The organism is Paenirhizobium cremeum (assembly GCF_047553425.1).
In the GTDB taxonomy this organism is placed as follows: Bacteria; Pseudomonadota; Alphaproteobacteria; order Rhizobiales; family Rhizobiaceae; genus Allorhizobium; species Allorhizobium cremeum.
In genome coordinates this window covers 1,819,661-1,832,850 of record NZ_CP180217.1, presented here as the reverse complement: position 1 = coordinate 1,832,850, position 13,190 = coordinate 1,819,661, and the positions used below count along the sequence as shown (strand labels likewise).

Here is a 13,190-nt window from a genome sequence, read left to right as displayed (position 1 = left end):
CGGACCTGGGTCCGGAATTGCTGAAACGTGCCTTTGGAGTGTCTGCAATAAGACCGTGCCTGCCGTTCAGCAACCGGCAATTCGCGAGATGGGCAAGTTTGGAGTGAAGAGAATGGCGAAGCTGGACGACATTACCGGTGAACTCGTAACGCTGCGCGACTACTGGCGTTATGCGATTTCCCGCTTCAATGCGGCGAACCTGAGCTACGGTCACGGCACGACGACCGCGGGCGACGACGCGGCCTTCCTGTTGCTCGATTCGTTAGATCTACCGATCGATGCGCTCGATCCGTTCCTCGATTCTCGACTTCTGCCTTCGGAACGGCGGCTTCTTGCAGACAGGATCGAGGCGCGCGTCACGACCCGAAAGCCCTCGTCCTATCTCACCGGTCGCGCCTATATCCAGGGCGTGCGGTTCCATGTGGACGAACGGGTGATCGTGCCGCGCTCGCATATCGGGCAGATCCTGTTTTCCGAATACCTCAATCCGCAGGGCTCGTCCTTTTTGCCCGATCCGATGGCGGTGGAAAGCGCCGTCGATATCTGCACCGGTTCGGGTTGCCTTGCGGTCCTCGCCGCCAAATTCCTGCCGAATGCGGCAGTCGACGCGGTTGATCTTTCGGCCGATGCGCTTGATGTCGCCAAGCTTAATCTCAGGGAACATGAGGTCGAGGATCAGGTAAGCCTGTTCGAGGGCGATCTGTTCGAGCCGCTTGTAGGACGCAAGTACGACCTCATCATCACCAATCCGCCCTATGTGGATCATGCCGCGATGGAGGGCTATCCGGCGGAGTTCCTCGCCGAACCGGCGATGGCCCATGACGGTGGGGAGGACGGTCTCGAGCTCGTCAGGAGAATTCTCAACGAGGCCGCCGACCACCTCAATCCGGGCGGCGGAATGATCTGCGAGATCGGCTCGGGCCGCGAAATCCTCGAGGAGGAATTCCCGCATCTGGAATTCGTCTGGCTGGAAACGGCCGAGTCCCAGGATGCGGTGTTCTGGATCACGGCGGAAGCGCTGGGTGTCGAGGGGTTGGTCTAAGGCCCGAGAGAAGGGGCGACGCGAACCTCAATCCTTCTTGATGCTCATCAACACATCCCAGAGGTCGGCGCCGGTTTCGAAGACGGCGGCGTTGGCCTTGTAGCCGATTTCGGCGGTCTTCATGTCGATGAGTTCGGAGCCTAGATCGACATTGGAGGCGTCGTCGAAGGTCGTGCTGTTCGATGGGGAGACGCTTGCCGATACGCCGCCATAAGGCTGGCTGGTGAGGCTGGTTTCGAGGCGATTGTAGCCGGGGGTCGCGGCATTTGCGACATTGTTGGCAGTGGCGGCAAGGCGCCTGGTATTCGCCTGCAGGCCTGAGGCTGCGATATTCAGAACTGCCGAAATGCCCATTGCTCGTCCATCCTCGAAAATTCGGATGGGATGGTTCTACAAGGCGCGGTTTAGCAAAGGTTGAAGGGGCAGGGTTAGCGATCCGCTCGGAATGGCTGGCGCGTGTATCGAAACGGGACGGGTCTTGCTCCGTCATCACCCGATCGGCGTCCAGTGGTTTGCGAGTTCCTTCAGCCCAGGGACTTGGGCTGGCTGGATTCCTGTGACGAGCACAGGAATGACGTTTTGAGACGTCGAAGGGCGCGGCAGGAACCGCGCCCTCCTGGACGATTTTCGCTTATTCGGCCGCTTCCGCGTATTCGCTCATCGGCGGGCAGGTGCAGACGAGGTTGCGGTCGCCGTAGACGTTGTCGACGCGGTTGACCGGCGACCAGTACTTGTCCACGCGGAAGGCGCCGGGCGGGAAGCAGGCCTGTTCCCGGCTGTAGGGCCGGTTCCATTCGCCGACGAGGTCCTCCACCGTGTGGGGGGCATTCTTCAGCGGGTTGTCGTCCTTGTCCATCCGGCCTTCCTCGATGGCGCGGGCCTCCTCGCGGATCGCCAGCATGGCGTCGCAGAAGCGATCGATCTCAGCCTTGGTCTCGCTTTCCGTCGGTTCGATCATCAGGGTTCCGGCGACCGGCCAGCTCATGGTCGGGGCGTGGAAGCCGCAGTCGATCAGCCGCTTGGCGATGTCGTCGACGGTGACGCCGGCTGAGGCCGCAAGCGGGCGGGTGTCGACGATGCACTCATGCGCCACGCGGCCGGCCTCGGACTTGTAGAGCACTTCATAGGCGCCCTTCAGCCGTGCGGCGATGTAGTTGGCGTTGAGGATCGCGACCTTGGTCGCCTGCGTCAGGCCTTCGCCGCCCATCATCAGGCAGTAGGACCAGGAGATCGGCAGGATCGAGGGCGAGCCATAGGGTGCCGCCGACACCGCACCCGGGCGGCCGTCGGTCTCGACGTGACCCGGCAGGAAAGCCGCCAGATGCGCCTTGACGCCGATCGGCCCCATGCCCGGACCGCCGCCGCCATGCGGGATGCAGAAGGTCTTGTGCAGGTTGAGGTGGCTGACGTCGGAGCCGATGTCGCCGGGACGGGCAAGGCCGACCATGGCGTTCATGTTGGCGCCGTCGAGATAGACCTGGCCGCCGTGCCTGTGGGTGATCTCGCAGATCTCCCGCACCGTCTCCTCGAATACGCCATGGGTCGAGGGGTAGGTAATCATGCAGCACGACAGCGTGTCGGCATATTGCTCGGCCCTGGCGCGGAAATCGTCGAGGTCGACGTCACCGTTGTCCTTCGCCTTGACCGGCACGACCGTCATGCCGGCCATGTGCGCGGAAGCGGGGTTGGTGCCGTGGGCGGAAGTCGGGATCAGGCAGACCGTCCGGTGACTGTCGCCGCGCGAGAGGTGATAGTTGCGGATGGTGAGCAGGCCCGCATATTCACCCTGCGCGCCGGAATTCGGCTGCATCGAGAAGGCGTCGTAGCCGGTGACGGCACAGAGCTTCTCGATCAGGTCGTCGATCATCTGCCTGTAACCCTGAGCCTGATCGGCGGGTGCGAAGGGATGGATCTCGGAAAATTCCGGCCAGGTGATTGGCAGCATTTCCGCCGTGGCATTGAGCTTCATCGTGCAGGAGCCGAGCGGGATCATTGCCCGGTCGAGCGCGAGGTCGCGGTCGGAGAGACGGCGGATATAGCGCGTCATCTCGCTTTCGGCACGGTTCATATGGAAGATCGGGTGGGTCAGGTAATCGCTGGCGCGGACCAGATCCTTCGGCAACCGGTATTCCGGGGTGAAGTCGGCGACCGCGAAATTGCCGCCGAAGGCCCGCCAGACGGCTTCAAGCGTTGCGGGACGGGTGCGCTCGTCGAGCGACATGCCGATCTTCGTGTTGCCGACCTTGCGCAGGTTGACGCCTTCGGCGACGGCCGCGCGCAGGATGAGGCCCTGCATGTGGCCGACCTCGACGGTGATGGTGTCGAAGAAGGTTTCCGGCTCGATCCTGTAGCCGAGCTTTTCCAGGCCCTTGGCCATCAGAACGGCCTTTTGGTGCACCTGCTGGGCGATTGCCTTCAGGCCATCCGGTCCATGGAAAACGGCATACATGGAGGCCATGACGGCGAGAAGCACCTGCGCCGTGCAGATGTTGGAGGTCGCCTTTTCTCGGCGGATATGCTGTTCGCGGGTCTGCAGCGACAGGCGGTAGGCACGGTTGCCACGGGCATCGACGGAGACGCCGACGAGGCGGCCCGGCATGGAGCGCTTGATCGCATCCTTGACGGCCATATAGGCGGCATGCGGACCGCCATAACCGACCGGAACGCCGAAGCGCTGGGTCGAGCCGATGGCGATATCGGCGCCCATTTCGCCGGGGGACTTCAGCAACGTCAGCGCCAGCGGATCGGCGGCGAGCGTTGCAATTGCGCCGGTCTGGTGCAGGCGGGCGATCAGGCCGGAGAAGTCGCGCGCATGGCCATAGGTGCCGGGATACTGGAAGATCGCACCGAAGACCTCGGTCGGGTCGAGATCGGCAAAGGGATCGCCGACGATGACCTGCCAGCCGAGCGGGGCTGCGCGCGTCTCGATGACGGCGATGGTCTGCGGGTGGCAGTGCTTATCGACGAAGAAGGCCTTGGCCTTCGACTTGGCGGTACGTTCGGAAAGCGCCATGGCCTCGGCGGCGGCGGTCGCTTCGTCCAGCAGGGAGGCGTTGGCGACGTCGAGACCTGTGAGGTCCGTAATCATCGTCTGGAAGTTCAGCAGCGCCTCGAGACGGCCTTGCGAAATCTCGGGCTGGTAAGGCGTGTAGGCCGTGTACCAGGCCGGGTTTTCCAGGATGTTGCGCTGGATGACCGGCGGTGTGATCGTGCCGTAATAGCCCTGACCGATGAGCGAGGTCAGCACCTTGTTGCGGTTGGCGATGTCACGCAGCGTGTCGAGCGCCTCGCGTTCCGTCATGGCGGCGCCCCAGACGAGGGGCGCTTTCTGGCGGATCGAGCCGGGTACTGTCGCATCGATCAAGGCATCGAGGGAAGGGTAGCCGATGAGCTTCAGCATATCCGTCATTTCGGCAGGCGAGGGGCCGATATGGCGACGGTTGGCGAAGTCGTAGGGCTGGTAGTCGGTGAACTGGAATTCGACGGGCGTGGTCATGCGATCAGCTCTTTGTAGGCGGCTTCATCAAGCAGGGCATCGGCATCCGAGACGTTCTTGAGCTTCAGCTTGAAGAACCAGGCCGCCCCTTCCGGATCGGAGTTGACGAGCGACGGGTCGTCGACGATCGCCTGGTTGATTTCGGTCACTTCGCCGTCAAGCGGACAATAGACTTCGGACGCAGCCTTCACGCTCTCGACGGTGGCGGCTTCGCCGTTCTTGTCGAAGGTTGCGCCGACCTCGGGAAGCTCGACGAAGACGAGGTCGCCGAGCTGTTCGGCGGCATGGCGGGTGATGCCCACCGTCGCTACATCGCCCTCGATCTTCAGCCATTCGTGTTCTGCGGTGAATTTCAGCATTGGTTCTCTCTCCAGGGAGGGGTCAGCGTTTGTAGGTCGGGGTGATGAAGGGAAGTGCCGCGACGGTGACAGGCAGGTACTTGCCGCGCACCTCGGCGAAGAGTTCGGCGCCCGGTTCGGCGAGTTCCGCCGGCACGTAGCCCATGGCAACAGGGCTTTCGACGCTGGGGCCGAAGCCGCCGGAGGTCACGTGGCCGATGCGGTTCTTGCCTTCGGAATCGGAGAAGAGATCTGACGGCGGGCGGACCGGGGCCTTGCCCTGCGGCTTCAGACCGACGCGGCGGCGGGCCGTGCCGTTTTCGAGTTCGGCGAGAATGCGGGAGGCACCGGGGAAGCCGCCTTCGCGCTCACCGCCCTTGCGGCGGGTCTTCTGTATCGCCCATTCGAGGCCGGCCTCGACGGGCGACGTGGTGGTGTCGATGTCGTTGCCATAAAGACAAAGACCGGCTTCCAGCCGGAGGCTGTCGCGGGCGCCAAGCCCGATCGGTTCGCATTCGGGGTGGTCGATCAGCGCCTTGGCGATCTCCACGGCCCTATCGGCCGGAACGGAGATTTCGAAGCCGTCCTCGCCGGAATAGCCGGAGCGCGAGACGATGCAGTCGACGTCATGGAGCGAAAGGTCGCGCACATCCATGAACTTCATCTGGACGATGCCCGCCCAGAGCTCGGCGATCACCTTTTCGGCCTTGGGCCCCTGGAGCGCAAGCAGCGCCCGGTCGTCGAGCAGGGTGACGTCGCATATGTCGGCGAGACCGGCGCGCATATGGGCCACATCCTGATCCTTGCAGGCGGCGTTGACGACGACCAGCAGATGGTCGCCGCGGTTGGTAATCATCAGGTCGTCGAGGATTCCGCCCTTCTCGTCGGTGAAGAAGCCGTAGCGCTGACGCCCCGGCTTGAGCCCGAGGATGTCGACGGGAACCAGGCGTTCCAACGCGAGCGCCGCGTCCTCGTAACGTCCGGACTTGGCGCGAACCAGGACCTGGCCCATGTGGGAGACGTCGAACAGGCCGCACTGGCTGCGGGTGTAAAGATGTTCCTTCAGAACGCCGGCCGGATACTGCACCGGCATCTCATAGCCGGCGAACGGCACCATGCGGGCTCCAAGCTCGACATGAAGATCGAAAAGCGGCGTCCGCTTGAGGGGCAAGTTGTGGGGCTGGGACGGATCCAAGAAGGCCTCCATTCTGGGCGCTGACGCGCCGGCTCAGATCATGGCACGGTTGTGCCGGTTCATGAGCCCCCTCTGTCCTTTTGCCTGAGATTGTTATCCCTTCGGCGTGCCCCCTTGCGGGTGGGCTCTCTCCAGAGTTCAGTCGAGACCTTGTGGTCCTTTGGCCTGAGAGTTTCCGGGGCGGTTGCTCCTTCGGCACCGGATCGAACCGGTTTCTCCCTACAAGGTAGTTCTGCATTATCGGGGACACGGGTCGCTTGGCAAGAGGCCAGTGTCGTTCTCAGTCAATTTTTTGTCGCGCCGCAACTCGTTCCGGGGATGACCCGATGCTGCGTCGGTCAGTCTTTGTGCTCCGGAAGGTTCTTGTGCTTTGTGCTGGCGAAGTCTTCCAACTCCTTTTCGGTCATCGACTTGAACATTTCGCGGGACGCGCCCTTGAGCTTGCCCTTCGGCATTTCGCCGCGCTTGGCGGCAAGAGCGGCACCGGCTGCACGCTGCTGGGCCTGGGATTTTGCCGGCATGGCTGTTCTCCTTCCATTTCGACGGGAAACCTCGCCGTTTTCTCAAAGATGTTTGGTTCAGGACAAACTTCAGCGGGGCGTTTCGGGTTCCAATTGTCGCACAGGAATTTCGGTTTTGCCTTGGTAGGCGATTCCGGCTAATCAGGACGCCGAGGAGCGGTAGGGCCATGACAAAGGGGATGTGGAGAGCGACATTGTTGACGCGCATGCTGTGCGCGATCGCTATCCTGTCGCTTGGTCTCGCCCACAAGCCGCCGCAGGTGATGGCGGCTGCCATCGAGACCGCCGCGCTCGTTCTGCCCGATGGCACTTATGCCGACATCTGCTTGAGCGATTCGGCGATCAAACATCCTTCGGCGACGCTTTATTGCGAAGCCTGTGTGCTGGCCGGATCGACGCTGCTGCCGCAGCCCGAAGCCGGCGCCTGGCTGCTTTCCAGCTTTCCGAGCCTTTACAACGCGCAGAAGCCCGAAGTCGCTCATCTCGTCCAGCAGGCGGTCGAGCGACCACGCTCGCGCGCACCTCCTGTCGTCTCCTGATCGCATTCGCTTTCAACGACAAACCCCACGCCGTCACAGGCACATAGCCGGCCTCAGCCCGAAGGATGAATGGGCGCGCCGGTCAGGAGACCAGACATGAAAAAACTGTTTTCGCTCGGCGCTGCCGCTCTCGCAACTCTCCATGCAGGCGGGGCCTTCGCGCATGCCACGTTTGCCAACGAGCCGGTGAAGCCGGAATCCTATGTTGTGGCCGTACTGCAGATCCCGCACGGTTGCGACGGTAAGGCGACCAACGAGGTGCAGGTCAAGCTGCCGGAGGGTTTCGTCTTTGCCAAGCCGCAGCCGAAACCGGGCTGGCAGCTGGATGTCGTCACGGGCGACTACCAGAAGACCTACGACGATCACGGCAAGAAGGTTTCTTCCGGGCCGCTCGAAATCCGCTGGAAGGGCGGGGAACTGCCTGACGAGTTTTATGACACCTTCGCGATCCGCGGCAAGGTGAGCGGCGTCGAGGCCGGCGGCGGGCTTCCCTTCAAGGTGGTTCAACTGTGCGGCAAGGACGGCAAGGTCGCCTGGGACGAGATCGCCGGACCCGGCGTTGACCCGCATTCGCTGAAAAGTCCGGCACCGGTGCTCAAGATCGCCGCCGGCGACGATGCCATGCCGGGCATGGCAGGCCACGACATGCAGGGTCATATGCAGGGACATGGCGCAATGGACGGTTCCGGCATGGCCGGCGCCAATCCCGGCACAATGGAGGTCGTGAAGGTCGGCGATATCGAGCTGTCGGCAGCCTTCACCAAGGCCATGCTGCCCGGTCAGCCGGTCGGCGGCGGGTTCGTCACTATCAAGAACGGCGGTTCCGGGGATGACCGGCTGATCTCCGCAGAATCGCCGGTCGCAGGCCGCGTCGAATTGCACGAGATGGCGATGGTCAACGATGTGATGAAGATGCGCCAGCTGAATGACGGCATTCCGGTTCCGGCCGGCCAGACCGTCGAACTGAAGCCCGGCGGGCTGCACATGATGTTCTTCGAGGTAAAGCAACCCTTTGCCGAGGGCGGTAGCGTGCCGGTCAAGCTGACCTTCGAGAAGGCGGGAACCGTCGATATCGTGCTTCCGGTTGGCCCGGCCAAGGGCAAGTAAGCCGGCGGGTCCGCTTAAAACAAGGCCGCGTCCCCGTAACGGGCGCGGCCTTCGACATGCAAAGCCTTTGTTCGGTGGCGGTATCGCTCAGGCGGCCGAACTCATATAGGCCTCGATCGTCTCCTTGAGCGATGCCTGCTCGATCCGGCGCTCGCCCGCCGTCAGGAAAAACAGCGCGAGTGCGGGGGGCTGTGCAATATTGGCAAGTGCACGCAGGGCGAAGTCATTGGTATTCTCGGCCTGCTCCGCCACCTGGCGAGCATAGTCCTCGACATAGGTGCTGCGAGCAACCCTTTGCGGCGGCTTTATTGCTTCCATTGCATATGCGGCTGTATTTGCCGAAACTGTAACAACCTGGGTCATATCGTTCACCAAAACTCGTTTAGCGGATGATAATATCCGTATCTCGTAGTTTCTTCTTTAAATAAAACGAGGCGTTTCTATTAAAATGCCGCCTAAAGCCCCTGCTTTATCGGATATGCAAGAAATCGCTATTGTACGGTGGGCCCGCGACGACATCGAAAGGCGGCGCGATGTCTTGACGCGTCGGTCAGGCGGCGCTTGCAATTGCATCGCAATCTGTCATTTTTCGACAGAATTCGAAAATTGGCGTAATCATTTTGACGGATAACATCCCTATCCTCATCTCGGGTTCGCCATGGATTTCAAAGGGAGGGGAGTGAGACATGATTATCCTGGTCGGCTACGTCAGCATCGAGGGCCAGTCGCGCAAGATCGCCGAGACCATTGCCGCGCAGATCGAGAAGGGCGGCGATCGGGCCGTGCTGTTCAACGTGGTGACGGGCGCGGAATTCGGCGTCGATCATCCGCAGGCGGCGATCCTCTGCGCCCCGATCCATGGGGGGCGGTATCCGGCGCCGTTCGTCGATTTCGTCCGACGCGAGAAAGACTGGCTGAAGAGCGTGCCGAGCGCGTTCGTCTCCGTCTCGCTGTTCATCCGCAGCGAATTCGAGGAGGAGCGCGAGGAGGCGATGCATTTCCCGGATGCGCTGATGGCTGAGACCGGTTGGGTGCCGGGCATGGTGCACCATGCGGCGGGCGCGCTGCGCTACACCGAATACGACTTCTTCAAGCGTTGGATGGCGAAGCGCCTTGCCGAGCGCGAGGGCGCGCCGACCGATACCCGGCAGATTCACGAGTTTACCGACTGGGCAGCATTGCAGGCCTTTACCGGCGAGTTCCTGGCCGCCGCCAGGGCGTAAGCGCCGGGTCGCCGGCCGGGGACTGGACGCCGGGCCGGCCGGAGGCTAAGACACAGTCATGATGCAAATCCTGCTCGTGGCTGCCGGTGGCGCCGTCGGTTCCGTTTGCCGTTATCTCGTGGGGGTCGGGGCGCTGAGGCTGCTCGGGCCCTCTTTCCCGTGGGGAACGCTGACGGTCAATGTGGTCGGCTCTTTCGGCATCGGGGTGCTGGCGGAACTGATCGTTGCGCGCTTCGGAGCCTCCACCGATCTCCGGCTGCTGCTGATTACCGGTTTTCTCGGCGGTTTCACCACCTTTTCCGCCTTTGCGCTCGATGCCGTGTCGCTCTTCGAACGGGGGGCTGCCCTCAGTTCCCTGGTCTATCTTGTCGCAAGCGTCGTTGTCTCCCTGGCGGCGACGGTTGCCGGCATGTTCCTGATGCGCTCCATGCTCTAACGGGGCCGGTTCCGGTTTTCCTGTTTCCATCTTCAATCGAAATGCTCTAAAGCGCTTTCGAGAACGACAGTCGCGTATCAGACGCCAGAACCACCGGAAGACATACTCAATGGCAGGCATCGAACACATCACCGTGGACGCCGACGAGGCGGGCATGCGGGTCGACCGCTGGTTCAAGGTGCATTTCCCCGGGCTCGGATTCGGCGCCCTGCAGAAGCTCCTGCGCTCCGGGCAGATCCGGGTGGACGGTGGCCGGGTGAAGAGCGACAGCCGCGTGCAGCCGGGGCAGGTGGTGCGCATTCCGCCGCTCGACGTCGATGCCAAGGGTGCGAAGACCGGTCCGATCGCCGGGCATGATCTCAGGCATGCCGAGGACGGCGAATTGCTGGCGCGCATGTTGCTGCATGAGGACGACAAGGTGTTCGTGCTGAACAAGCCGGCGGGTCTTGCGGTGCAGGGAGGTTCCGGCGTCTCGCGGCACATCGACAAGATGCTCGACGCCTGGACCAGCAAGAAGGGCGAAAAACCGCGCCTGGTGCACCGTCTCGACCGGGATACCTCCGGCGTTCTCGTCGTGGCGCGCACCCGCGGTGCGGCGCAGAAGCTGACGGCGGCCTTCCGCGAACGCGACACCAAGAAGACCTACTGGTCGCTGGTGAAGGGCGTGCCGCGCAAGCATGAGGACAAGATTTCCACATGGCTCGTCAAGGAACCGACGCCGGACGGAGACCGCATGCGGGTCGCCAAGCATGGCGAAGAGGGGGCGGATCACGCCGTTTCCTTCTACCGGGTGATCGACACCGCCGCACAGCGGCTCGCCTGGCTGGAAATGGAGCCCTATACGGGACGTACCCACCAGTTGCGTGTGCATGCGCTGCATATCGGCCACCCGATCATCGGCGACCCCAAATACTTCATCGACGATCCCAACTGGGATTTTCCCGGTGGTGTCCAGAAGCGGCTGCACCTGCATGCCCGCCATATCGACATTCCGCACCCCTCCGGCGGGCGGCTGAAGGTCACGGCGCCGCTGCCGCCGCACATGGTGCAAAGCTGGAACCTGCTCGGCTTCAACCAGGAAGACGGCGACAAGGACGAAGACGAGTGAGAGACGCGCAATGAAACTGGTGCTTTTCGACTGTGACGGAACGCTGGTCGATAGCGTCGGCCTGATCCACGAGACCATGCGTCGTACCTTCGAGGCGTTTTCGCAGACCGCCCCCGCGGTTGAGGCGACCAAGAGCATCATCGGACTGACGCTGGATATCGCGATCGCGCGCCTGCAGGGCAAGGTCCATGCCGATGACGAAGCGGTTCAGATGGCGGCGCACTACAAGAGCCTCTTCACCGTCGTCCGAAAAGATCTCGAATATCGCGAACCGCTGTTCGACGGTATCGAGCCGCTGATCGCATCGCTTGTCGCGCGCGAGGACGTCCTGATCGGCGCGGTCACCGGCAAATCGCGTCGCGGCCTCGATCTCGTTCTTGAAACGCACGGTTTTGCGCCTCATTTCTTCGTTTCCCGCACGGCGGACGATTGCCCGTCCAAGCCGAACCCCGCCATGGTCAGCGAATGCTGCGCCGAGACGGGGATTGCGCCGTCGGATACGGTCGTCATCGGCGATGCCGTCTACGACATGCAGATGGCGAAGGCCGCAGGCGCGACCGCCATCGGCGTCTCCTGGGGCTATGCCTCGGTCGACGAACTCTGGCAGGCGGGCGCGGATGCGGTGGTCGACCGGCCGGAGACCATCCTGAGCTACATCCATCAGGGATAAATGACCATGCGTGATATTCTGAGCGACCTTGGGCCCGAACCCAGCGATGCCGATCCGGTGCGCCGCGCCCAGATCCAGATGAAGCGACCGCTTGCCAAGCGGTTCTACGAGACGGTTTCCGTGGAGCCGGAGGAGGGCGGTTTTGCCGTTCGTCTCGATGGTCGCACGGTGAAGACGCCGGCCAGGAACGTTCTGCGCCTTCCGACGCAGGCCGCCGCCGAACTGGTGGCGAACGAGTGGCGGGCGCAGACGCAGGAGATCGATCCGGCGACGATGCCGGCGACCCGGCTTGCCAATACGGCGATCGATGCGATCGTCGGGCAGGAGGAAGAGGTCTTTGCCGATATCGTCCGCTTCAGCGGCACCGACATGCTGTGCTACCGCGCCGACGGACCGCAGGAACTCGTCGCGCGTCAGGCGGAGCGCTGGGACCCGGTGATCGACTGGGCGGCTTCGGTTCATGGCGCGCGATTCATCCTTGCGGAAGGCATCATGCATCAGGAGCAGCCGGCCGAGGCGGTCTCAGCCTATGCCGGCGCGCTGAGGGCCTTTTCAAGTCCGATCGAACTTGCCTGCCTGCATGTCGTCACCACGTTGACCGGCTCGGCGCTTCTGGCGCTCGCATTTGCCCATGGGCGGCTCGGCCGCGACGAGATCTGGGCGCTCGCCCATCTCGACGAGGACTGGACGGACGAGCATTGGGGCGTGGACGCCGAGGCGCAGGTTCGACGCGCCAAACGCTTCGAGGAAATGGTTGCCGCAACCGCCTTGTTTGCGGCCCTGCGGCTCGCGAATTAACCGCTCGCTAACCATAAAAGTGAAATCCTGCCGCTGACAGGGAATCATCGGCCGGGACGTTTCACATGCTTGCACGGATCTTCAGGTTCAGCTTTGCGCTGCTGCTTCTGGCGGCGCTTGCATCCTGCAGCATTTTCCAGGGGCGGCCGATCACAAGGCCGCTCGTCTACTATGTGCGCGAGGTGACCGTCATGGCGGATGCCGGCGTGCCACTGGGTGTCATCAGAGGGGTTGACCGCCGCGTGTCAGCGGCTATCGCGGCGACGCGTCCGCCGGCCGGCGCCCAGCGTGTGGCGATCCTGGTGCGGATCGAGGAGGTCGGGACGGGCTTCGGCGCCCGTCGTGGCATTCCCAATGCCCGCTTCACGGCGACGGCCGTTTCGCTGGAGACCGGCGAGCCCGTCGCGGAGGGCACGTTCAATGTCAACGGTTCGACCGATGCGCCCGGCATGGCGGAGGAAAGCCTTGCCGAAGAAATTTCCGCCCGTGTCCGTTTTGCCTTCTCGCTGGTCAATCCCTCGCTGCGCAAGCTTGTGCGCCCACCGCGCACGATGATGACAAGGCTCGTCAGCGATCCGCCTGAAGCTGTCGTGCCGGCGATGCCGGAGCCTCCGGCCGCTCCTCCGACCGCGACGCCCGGCAAGTCTTATCCCGAAGACGGTGCCAGCGGCACGGTGACGCTCGGCAAGGGTTCGGCCCGGCCCTGACGGGCCGGCG

The 13,190-nt window shown here is 63.1% G+C and carries 15 protein-coding genes and 1 riboswitch; of the genes, 9 read left to right on the top strand and 6 right to left on the bottom strand.

The genetic code is table 11. The annotated features are described in order from the left end of the window. Nucleotides 1–112: 112 nt before the first annotated feature. Nucleotides 113–1,042, top strand: coding sequence for a 50S ribosomal protein L3 N(5)-glutamine methyltransferase (gene prmB, locus ACLBKR_RS09210; RefSeq protein ID WP_414901510.1), 930 nt, complete (start codon nucleotides 113–115; stop codon nucleotides 1,040–1,042). A gap of 27 nt (nucleotides 1,043–1,069) precedes the next feature. Here the strand turns inward: prmB and ACLBKR_RS09205 are convergent, their stop codons facing one another. The 5 genes from ACLBKR_RS09205 to ACLBKR_RS09185 all read right to left on the bottom strand — a co-directional run bounded on the left by ACLBKR_RS09205 (nucleotide 1,070) and on the right by ACLBKR_RS09185 (nucleotide 6,592). Next, a complete protein-coding gene (locus ACLBKR_RS09205; RefSeq protein ID WP_112828228.1) occupies nucleotides 1,070–1,396 on the bottom strand; it encodes a flagellar basal body protein in 327 nt (108 codons plus the stop codon). 277 nt (nucleotides 1,397–1,673) lie between these two features. Next, the gene (gene gcvP / locus ACLBKR_RS09200) at nucleotides 1,674–4,538 is read right to left on the bottom strand and encodes an aminomethyl-transferring glycine dehydrogenase (RefSeq protein WP_414901508.1); all 2,865 of its coding nucleotides are present in this window, start codon (nucleotides 4,536–4,538) and stop codon (nucleotides 1,674–1,676) included. Continuing rightward, the gene (gene gcvH / locus ACLBKR_RS09195; protein ID WP_112828230.1) at nucleotides 4,535–4,897 is read right to left on the bottom strand and encodes a glycine cleavage system protein GcvH; all 363 of its coding nucleotides are present in this window, start codon (nucleotides 4,895–4,897) and stop codon (nucleotides 4,535–4,537) included. The genes gcvP and gcvH overlap by 4 nt, the downstream gene beginning before the upstream one ends. A 22-nt stretch (nucleotides 4,898–4,919) precedes the next feature. After that, complete coding sequence (gene gcvT, locus ACLBKR_RS09190; protein ID WP_113439648.1) at nucleotides 4,920–6,083, bottom strand: glycine cleavage system aminomethyltransferase GcvT; 1,164 nt, start codon at nucleotides 6,081–6,083, stop codon at nucleotides 4,920–4,922. 131 nt (nucleotides 6,084–6,214) lie between these two features. Further along, a riboswitch (glycine riboswitch) is annotated at nucleotides 6,215–6,303 on the bottom strand. A 106-nt stretch (nucleotides 6,304–6,409) separates the two neighbouring features. Beyond that, the gene (locus ACLBKR_RS09185; protein ID WP_112828232.1) at nucleotides 6,410–6,592 is read right to left on the bottom strand and encodes a DUF3008 family protein; all 183 of its coding nucleotides are present in this window, start codon (nucleotides 6,590–6,592) and stop codon (nucleotides 6,410–6,412) included. A gap of 167 nt (nucleotides 6,593–6,759) precedes the next feature. Here ACLBKR_RS09185 and ACLBKR_RS09180 point away from each other — a divergent pair, with 167 nt between their 5' ends. Continuing rightward, on the top strand, nucleotides 6,760–7,131 hold the full coding sequence (locus tag ACLBKR_RS09180) for a hypothetical protein (protein WP_162708181.1): 372 nt from the start codon (nucleotides 6,760–6,762) through the stop codon (nucleotides 7,129–7,131). A 96-nt stretch (nucleotides 7,132–7,227) separates the two neighbouring features. Next, nucleotides 7,228–8,238 (top strand): copper chaperone PCu(A)C, encoded by a 1,011-nt coding sequence (locus ACLBKR_RS09175; RefSeq protein WP_113448512.1) that lies wholly within the window; start codon nucleotides 7,228–7,230, stop codon nucleotides 8,236–8,238. A gap of 87 nt (nucleotides 8,239–8,325) precedes the next feature. Here ACLBKR_RS09175 and ACLBKR_RS09170 read toward each other — a convergent pair whose 3' ends face one another. Further along, nucleotides 8,326–8,556, bottom strand: coding sequence for a hypothetical protein (locus ACLBKR_RS09170; RefSeq protein WP_414901504.1), 231 nt, complete (start codon nucleotides 8,554–8,556; stop codon nucleotides 8,326–8,328). Between the two features lie 368 nt (nucleotides 8,557–8,924). Between ACLBKR_RS09170 and ACLBKR_RS09165 the strand changes: the two genes are divergently transcribed. The 6 genes from ACLBKR_RS09165 (at nucleotide 8,925) to ACLBKR_RS09140 (ending at nucleotide 13,180) form a co-directional block, all read left to right on the top strand. After that, complete coding sequence (locus ACLBKR_RS09165) at nucleotides 8,925–9,461, top strand: flavodoxin domain-containing protein (protein WP_113443367.1); 537 nt, start codon at nucleotides 8,925–8,927, stop codon at nucleotides 9,459–9,461. A 58-nt stretch (nucleotides 9,462–9,519) separates the two neighbouring features. Then, the gene (gene crcB / locus ACLBKR_RS09160) at nucleotides 9,520–9,897 is read left to right on the top strand and encodes a fluoride efflux transporter CrcB (RefSeq protein ID WP_112828236.1); all 378 of its coding nucleotides are present in this window, start codon (nucleotides 9,520–9,522) and stop codon (nucleotides 9,895–9,897) included. A 109-nt stretch (nucleotides 9,898–10,006) separates the two neighbouring features. Then, complete coding sequence (locus ACLBKR_RS09155; protein ID WP_113448513.1) at nucleotides 10,007–11,005, top strand: RluA family pseudouridine synthase; 999 nt, start codon at nucleotides 10,007–10,009, stop codon at nucleotides 11,003–11,005. A 10-nt stretch (nucleotides 11,006–11,015) separates the two neighbouring features. Next, on the top strand, nucleotides 11,016–11,675 hold the full coding sequence (locus tag ACLBKR_RS09150; protein WP_112828238.1) for an HAD-IA family hydrolase: 660 nt from the start codon (nucleotides 11,016–11,018) through the stop codon (nucleotides 11,673–11,675). Nucleotides 11,676–11,681: 6 nt separating this feature from the next. Next, complete coding sequence (locus tag ACLBKR_RS09145) at nucleotides 11,682–12,473, top strand: ATP12 family chaperone protein (RefSeq protein WP_113486950.1); 792 nt, start codon at nucleotides 11,682–11,684, stop codon at nucleotides 12,471–12,473. A 65-nt stretch (nucleotides 12,474–12,538) separates the two neighbouring features. Further along, on the top strand, nucleotides 12,539–13,180 hold the full coding sequence (locus tag ACLBKR_RS09140; protein ID WP_113448514.1) for a hypothetical protein: 642 nt from the start codon (nucleotides 12,539–12,541) through the stop codon (nucleotides 13,178–13,180). The last annotated feature ends 10 nt before the right edge of the window (nucleotides 13,181–13,190 follow it).

Excerpts from the sequence above, each read along its gene's own strand:
- ACLBKR_RS09170 (WP_414901504.1), bottom strand. The coding sequence starts at position 8,556 with ATGGAAGCAATAAAGCCGCCGCAAAGGGTTGCTCGCAGCACCTATGTC.
- ACLBKR_RS09205 (WP_112828228.1), bottom strand. The coding sequence starts at position 1,396 with ATGGGCATTTCGGCAGTTCTGAATATCGCAGCCTCAGGCCTGCAGGCG.
- gcvT (WP_113439648.1), bottom strand. The coding sequence starts at position 6,083 with ATGGAGGCCTTCTTGGATCCGTCCCAGCCCCACAACTTGCCCCTCAAG.
- ACLBKR_RS09155 (WP_113448513.1), top strand. The coding sequence starts at position 10,007 with ATGGCAGGCATCGAACACATCACCGTGGACGCCGACGAGGCGGGCATG.
- ACLBKR_RS09165 (WP_113443367.1), top strand. The coding sequence starts at position 8,925 with ATGATTATCCTGGTCGGCTACGTCAGCATCGAGGGCCAGTCGCGCAAG.
- ACLBKR_RS09185 (WP_112828232.1), bottom strand. The coding sequence starts at position 6,592 with ATGCCGGCAAAATCCCAGGCCCAGCAGCGTGCAGCCGGTGCCGCTCTT.
- ACLBKR_RS09175 (WP_113448512.1), top strand. The coding sequence starts at position 7,228 with ATGAAAAAACTGTTTTCGCTCGGCGCTGCCGCTCTCGCAACTCTCCAT.
- prmB (WP_414901510.1), top strand. The coding sequence starts at position 113 with ATGGCGAAGCTGGACGACATTACCGGTGAACTCGTAACGCTGCGCGAC.
- crcB (WP_112828236.1), top strand. The coding sequence starts at position 9,520 with ATGATGCAAATCCTGCTCGTGGCTGCCGGTGGCGCCGTCGGTTCCGTT.
- ACLBKR_RS09145 (WP_113486950.1), top strand. The coding sequence starts at position 11,682 with ATGCGTGATATTCTGAGCGACCTTGGGCCCGAACCCAGCGATGCCGAT.
- gcvP (WP_414901508.1), bottom strand. The coding sequence starts at position 4,538 with ATGACCACGCCCGTCGAATTCCAGTTCACCGACTACCAGCCCTACGAC.
- ACLBKR_RS09140 (WP_113448514.1), top strand. The coding sequence starts at position 12,539 with ATGCTTGCACGGATCTTCAGGTTCAGCTTTGCGCTGCTGCTTCTGGCG.
- ACLBKR_RS09180 (WP_162708181.1), top strand. The coding sequence starts at position 6,760 with ATGACAAAGGGGATGTGGAGAGCGACATTGTTGACGCGCATGCTGTGC.
- gcvH (WP_112828230.1), bottom strand. The coding sequence starts at position 4,897 with ATGCTGAAATTCACCGCAGAACACGAATGGCTGAAGATCGAGGGCGAT.
- ACLBKR_RS09150 (WP_112828238.1), top strand. The coding sequence starts at position 11,016 with ATGAAACTGGTGCTTTTCGACTGTGACGGAACGCTGGTCGATAGCGTC.